Here is a 5,640-nt window from a genome sequence, read left to right as displayed (position 1 = left end):
GGGTCACGATCGGGAACCCTCCAAAACGTAACGTCCCCGCCGCGGGGCGACGGGGACTGGAAGGCTGCGACTTCTCCGCCCAATGGGCCGGAATGTCAATGTTTGCGGGCTCAGCTCTTGATCTTGTAGCCGGTGTCGAACATCCAGAGGCAGACGCAGGTCAGGGCCACGACGAGGCCCGCCGTCATCACCGCCCCGGCCAGGACGGAGCCCTCGGCATAGCCCAGGAAGCCGTACCGGAATCCGTCAATCAGGTAGAAGAACGGGTTGTAGTGGCTGAGGGTCCGGAAGGGTTCAGGCAGGCGCTCCACCAGATAGAAGGTGCCCGACAGGAAGGTCATGGGCATGATGATGAAGTTGGTCACCACAGCCATGTTGTCGAACTTCTCGCTCCAGAGCCCGCCCATGATCCCCAGGAGCCCCAGGATGAGGGCCGCGCCCAGGCCGAAGTAGAGGATCGCCCAGGGCTGGCTGACCGGAAGGTGCGAGAAGGGGATGATCACCGCGGCGGTCACGGCGCCCACCAGAACGCCCCGGGTCGCAGCGCCCAGGCCAAAGGCCGCCACATGCTCCGCCGGGCTCAAGGGCGGCGTCAGGAAATCCCCGATGAGCCCGTTCATCTTCGCCTGGAGCAGGGAGGACGAGGAGTTCGCGAAGGCGTTGTTCAGGATCGCCATCATCACCAGCCCGGGCGCCACGAAGGCGGCGAAGTCGTATCCATGCACCGGGGGACGGGCGCCGTGGGCGGCGACGACAAACACCATCATGTAAAGGAGGGATGTCACGACGGGGGCGGCCAGGGTCTGCATGCCCACCTTCCAGAAACGCATGACCTCACGGACGTAGAGGGTCCGGAACCCCGCCCAGTTAAAGCCGGGATAGGACCGCGGCTCCGGGGGGATCACAGGCGACGGGGACGAGGATGTATCGGTCATGGCCCAGATGTGCGCCGGGTGGCGAGCGGTGGCAAGCGCTCTCGTCGGCCCTTGCCCCCGGCGCGTCCGCGTCTAGCCTTGGGCCCAGATAACAGGAGACCACCCCATGTCCCGACTGCCGCTGATCGAGCCCGAGGCCCTGCCGCCCTACATGAAGGCCATTCATGACGCGACGCCGGAGGAGAACTGGCTTGGCCGCCATTTCGCCCGCGCCTTCGCCCCGGCCGAGGACCTCGTCCAGGCCTACCAGGCCTTCTATCATCCCTGGCACACCGGCGGGGCCGGCGTGCTGCCGCCCCGGCTGAAGGAACTGATCCGCCTGCGCATCGCCACCCTCAACGGCTGCGTCCTGTGCAAGACCGTCCGCATGGCGCCGGAGGTGGTGAGCGAGGAAGAGGCCGCGTCCGGCGTCGACAGGGTCGATGAGTCCGGCTTCAGCGCCCGCGAGCGCGCCGCCATCCACTTCGCCGAGAAGATGGCCGTGGACCACCACAACATCTCGGACGACGACGTGGCCAACATGCGCCGGCTGTTCACGGACGCAGAGTTTCTCGAGCTCTCGATGATGGCCGGACAGTACATCGGCTTCGGCCGGGTCCTGGCCCTGCTGCAGCTTGAGGTCGCCGCCTGCCCCATCTGAGCCGGCGCCGGGCTACATCTGGTTTCTGTGGATGGACGCCATGGCGCCGATTGTGGTCTGGCCCGCTTCCATTACGATATGTTGTGGCAGGGCGAGGTTGGGCGTAAGCTCTGGCACAAGATATTGATCCCGGCGACGCTGAGCGTTCAAGCCGGGCAGGATGGTGGAGCGAACCATGGGTTGGACCGACGAGCGGGTCGAACTGCTCAAGAAACTCTGGCAGGACGGATTGTCCGCCAGCCAGATTGCCAAGCAACTCGGCGGCGTGACCCGCAATGCGGTCATCGGCAAGGTGCACAGGCTGGGGCTCTCCGGCCGCGCCGCACCCTCGAAGCCGGCGCGCCCGGTGTTCAAGGCGCCGAGGCCGGCGCGCCAGACGGCCGCCCCCGCAGCGCCGCGCCGGATTGCTCCGCCGCCCCTTGCGACCGCCGCCCCGGTGACCCAGCCGCCCGCCCGCTATGTGGACGAGGCGCCCGGCTCCGCGACCGTGCTGACCCTGGGCGCGCACATGTGCAAGTGGCCGATCGGCGATCCGTCCAGCGACGACTTCACCTTCTGCGGTCGCCGGGCCAGCGAGGGGCCCTATTGCGTGGAGCATGCCCGGGTCGCCTACCAGCCCGCTCAGACGAAGAAGCGCTCCAGCGCCAACGAGCTGGCGCGCAGCCTGCGTCGCTACATCTAGGTCCGGCATCCGTTGGGGATGGGGGGCGCGCCACGACCCGGGGCCGGTTTCTGCACTTGCCTTGACGTCGCCGGGCGCGTCCCTTTCCAGCCATGACCGACCTTCGCCCCGACCCCGCCGCGGCCGACCCGGACAACGCCCGGGCCTACTCCGTCTCGGAGCTGGCCTTCGCCCTCAAGCGCACCCTAGAGGACCAGTACGGCTTCGTCCGCCTGAGGGGAGAGCTCTCGAAGGTCACCTTCCACTCCAACGGCCACGTCTACCTGTCCCTCAAGGACGAGAAGGCGGTGATCGACGGGGTGGTCTGGAAGGGATCGGTGCGCAACCTCTCCGTGCGCCCCGAACAGGGCCTGGAGGTCGTGGTGACCGGTCGGATCACCACCTATCCCCAGGGCTCGCGCTATCAGATCGTCATCGAAAGCATGACGGCCGCCGGCGTCGGCGCCCTGCTGGCCCAGCTGGAACGCCTGAAGGCGCGGCTGGCCGAGGAGGGCCTCTTCGATCCCGCGCGAAAGCAGCCCCTGCCGGCCATGCCTTCCGTGGTGGGCGTGATCACCTCGCCCACCGGGGCGGTGATCCGGGACATCCTGCACCGCATCCGTGACCGCTGGCCGTGCCAGGTTCTGGTCTGGCCCGTGGTGGTCCAGGGTGAGGCCGCCGCCGCACAGGTCGCCGCCGCCATCCGCGGATTCAATGACCTGCCGTCGGACGGTCCCGTCCCGCGTCCCGACGTGGTGATCGTCGCCCGGGGCGGCGGCTCGGTCGAGGACCTCTGGCCCTTCAACGACGAGGCCCTGGCCCGCACCGTGGCCGCGAGCAGGATCCCGCTGATCTCCGCGGTGGGCCACGAGACCGACACCACCCTGATCGACTTTGTCTCGGACCGGAGGGCGCCCACCCCCACGGCGGCGGCGGAAATGGCGACTCCGGTCCTGGCTGAGCTGCGGGCCGGACTCGCCGACCTGTCGGGACGCCTGCACCGGTCCGGCGGCCGCCTGGTCTCTGACCGCCGAGGTCGGGTGGAGACCCTGGGCCGGAGCCTGGACCGGGTCCCCGACCTCGTGGAGCTGGCTGAACAGAGACTGGGACTGGCCCGCAATCGACTCGCGGCGGGCCTGTCTCGGAATGTCGGGGCCCATGAGACCCGCCTGGCCCGGGTCGCCGGTCGGTTCCAGCCGGGACTCCTGTCACGTCCGCGCCAGGCCCAGGCGGAGCGCCTGGCGGCGCTCTTTCCGCGCCTCGCCCCCGCCCTGGGGCGGAGCCTCGCCCTGTCCTCGGAGCGACTGGCCGCCCTGTCGGCGCGCCTGAGGTCGGCCGACCCCGGCGCCCCGCTCGCCCGCGGTTTCGCCAGGGTCCACAGGGCCGATGGCGGCCTCGTCCGCCTGGGGGCGGCGCTCGCCCCCGGCGAGGCGGTGCGTCTGGTCTTCTCGGACGTGGAGCGCGGGGCGGTGATCGAGCCGCCGCCGGGTCCTCCCCGGCAGGGCGACCTCTTCTGATCCGACGCCTTTTCGCGGCGCCCGACGGAGACTAGACTGCCGCCATGGACGCATCCAACAAGACCGGCGGGCCCGACCTGGCCGTACTCCACTACGGCGACGGCGATTTCACCGTCGTCCGCCCGGGCCGATTCGTCCTCTGCGCCGTCTCCGGGGTGAAGATCCCGCTTGAGGCGCTTCGCTACTGGAGCGCCGTCCAGCAGGAGGCTTACGCCGGGCCGGCGGAGGCCCTGACCCGTTGGCGCGGGCTGAACCCCTGACCGGTCGCATGGACCGCCGCACCCTGGTGGGCGCCCTGGCCTCGGCCGCAGGCCTCGCCGCTGCGCCGGCGCGCGCCGCCGACCGCGATCCGGTCCTTCGCCTGGCCGGAATCCCCCGGCAGGGGGGAACACTGATCGGACGCACGCTTCCCGGCGCCGCGATCGCCGTGGACGGCGTCGCCGTCGGCCAGGCCTCGCCCGGCGGGCTGTTTGTCGTCGGCCTCGACCGGGACAGTCCTGCAGACGTCGTGATCAGCGTCTCCAGCGCCGGCAGGCTGGTCGGCGAGCGGCGACTGGCGGTGGCGCCGGGGGTGTTCGATATCCAGCGGATCGACGGCCTTCCGCCCCAACAGGTCAAGCCACAGGGCGAGGCCCTGCTGACTCGCATCGCCGCCGAGGCCGAACGCAAGGCGAAGGGCTGGGCCAGCCAGGTCGCGACCGAGGACTTCGCAGGCGGATTTGCCCGCCCCCTCCGCAAGTTTCGCCTGTCAGGCCGGTTTGGCGGTCAGAGGATCCTCAACGGGGAGCCGATGACGCCGCACTACGGCGCCGATCTCGCAGCTCCCGCCGGGACGCCAATCCTCGCGCCGGCGTCAGGCCAGGTCTGCTTCGCCGAGACCGGCCTGCACTACGAGGGCGGCCTGACCATGATCGACCACGGCCAGGGCCTGATCACCGCCTACCTGCACCAGTCAGCCGTGCAGGTCCGGGAGGGAGACGCCGTGGTCCGCGGGCAGGTCATCGGCGCGGTGGGCCGCGAGGGGCGGGCGACCGGTCCTCACCTGTGCTGGCGGATGAAGTGGCGCGACCGGCGGCTGGACCCGATGCTCCTGCTGGGCGTGCGCGCGCCGGCCTGACCTCAGGACCTGTCCCGGCGGTAGACCTCATTGGGCCATCGTTTGTGGACCCAGAACCATTCCTCGGGGCGGTCGCGGATCCGCTCTTCCATGAAGGCGTTCACCCGCCGCACGCCGGCGACGATGTCCGCATTCCGGTCGCCCGTGTCCTGCAGACGGATGTCCTCATGCACGACAACCCGGAAGCGGGCCTTGTGGATTCTCTGGACCGACATGGGAACCAGCGGGATGCCGAACCGCAGGGCGAAGCTGGAAGGCCCCGGCGCCGTATGGCAGTCGACCCCGAAAAGGGGCGCCAGGACCCCGCCGTTGAACTTCTGGTCGTTCATCAGGGCGACGCACTCCCCCCTCGCCAGGGCGCGGATCAGCTCGCGGGCGCCGTCGCCGCCCTTGGGTGCGAACAGGCGCACCCCGTACCGGAAGCGGCTTGCCCGGATCCGGGCGTCGACGTGGGGGTTGTTGGTGGCGCGATAGGTGATCTGGCAGGTGATCCCGGCGTGGATGATCACCGCCGGCATGATCTCCATCGAGGAAAAATGTCCCGAAATGAACACAACGCTCTCGCGATTGCGGGCGATCGCCTCCAGCCGTCCGGCGTTCACCACCTCGACTCGGGCGGGGTCGGCGATGATCTTGTCCAGGATGGGGAACTCCGCCGCCCACCGGCCAAGAGCCCGCCACTGGGCCCTGAGGAGGGCCTTGACCTGTGCCGGCGGCAGGTCCGGGAAGGCGATCCGGATGTTGGTCTCCGCCACGCGGTGGGTGGAGGT

7 protein-coding genes are annotated in these 5,640 nt (G+C 69.9%); 5 read left to right on the top strand and 2 right to left on the bottom strand.

Annotated features, from left to right (window positions below):
- Positions 1-110: 110 nt before the first annotated feature.
- Entirely contained in the window at positions 111-935 is an 825-nt protein-coding gene (locus tag IM632_RS11755; RefSeq protein ID WP_293517095.1) for an ABC transporter permease, read from the bottom strand.
- A 106-nt stretch (positions 936-1,041) separates the two neighbouring features.
- Between IM632_RS11755 and IM632_RS11750 the strand changes: the two genes are divergently transcribed.
- From IM632_RS11750 to IM632_RS11730, 5 genes are all read left to right on the top strand, one after another.
- Complete coding sequence (locus IM632_RS11750) at positions 1,042-1,575, top strand: carboxymuconolactone decarboxylase family protein (RefSeq protein WP_296480374.1); 534 nt, start codon at positions 1,042-1,044, stop codon at positions 1,573-1,575.
- Positions 1,576-1,750: 175 nt separating this feature from the next.
- Complete coding sequence (locus IM632_RS11745; protein WP_293513817.1) at positions 1,751-2,257, top strand: GcrA family cell cycle regulator; 507 nt, start codon at positions 1,751-1,753, stop codon at positions 2,255-2,257.
- Between the two features lie 92 nt (positions 2,258-2,349).
- Positions 2,350-3,753, top strand: coding sequence for an exodeoxyribonuclease VII large subunit (gene xseA / locus IM632_RS11740; RefSeq protein WP_366817609.1), 1,404 nt, complete (start codon positions 2,350-2,352; stop codon positions 3,751-3,753).
- Positions 3,754-3,797: 44 nt separating this feature from the next.
- Entirely contained in the window at positions 3,798-4,013 is a 216-nt protein-coding gene (locus tag IM632_RS11735; RefSeq protein ID WP_296480370.1) for a DUF2093 domain-containing protein, read from the top strand.
- Positions 3,992-4,870 carry a M23 family metallopeptidase gene (locus tag IM632_RS11730; protein ID WP_296552370.1) on the top strand — a complete coding sequence of 293 codons (879 nt, stop codon included), beginning with the start codon at positions 3,992-3,994 and terminating at the stop codon, positions 4,868-4,870. Before IM632_RS11735 ends, IM632_RS11730 begins: the two co-directional genes overlap by 22 nt.
- Before the next feature lie 2 nt (positions 4,871-4,872).
- On the opposite strand, the gene IM632_RS11725 is transcribed toward IM632_RS11730, so the two are convergent.
- A partial coding sequence (locus tag IM632_RS11725) for a lysophospholipid acyltransferase family protein (RefSeq protein WP_296552368.1) occupies positions 4,873-5,640 on the bottom strand: 768 nt, incomplete at its 5' end.

Origin of the sequence: Phenylobacterium sp. (genome assembly GCF_020402505.1) — a bacterium.
In the GTDB taxonomy this organism is placed as follows: domain Bacteria; phylum Pseudomonadota; class Alphaproteobacteria; order Caulobacterales; family Caulobacteraceae; genus Phenylobacterium.
This window is presented reverse-complemented; position numbering and strand designations above follow the sequence as displayed.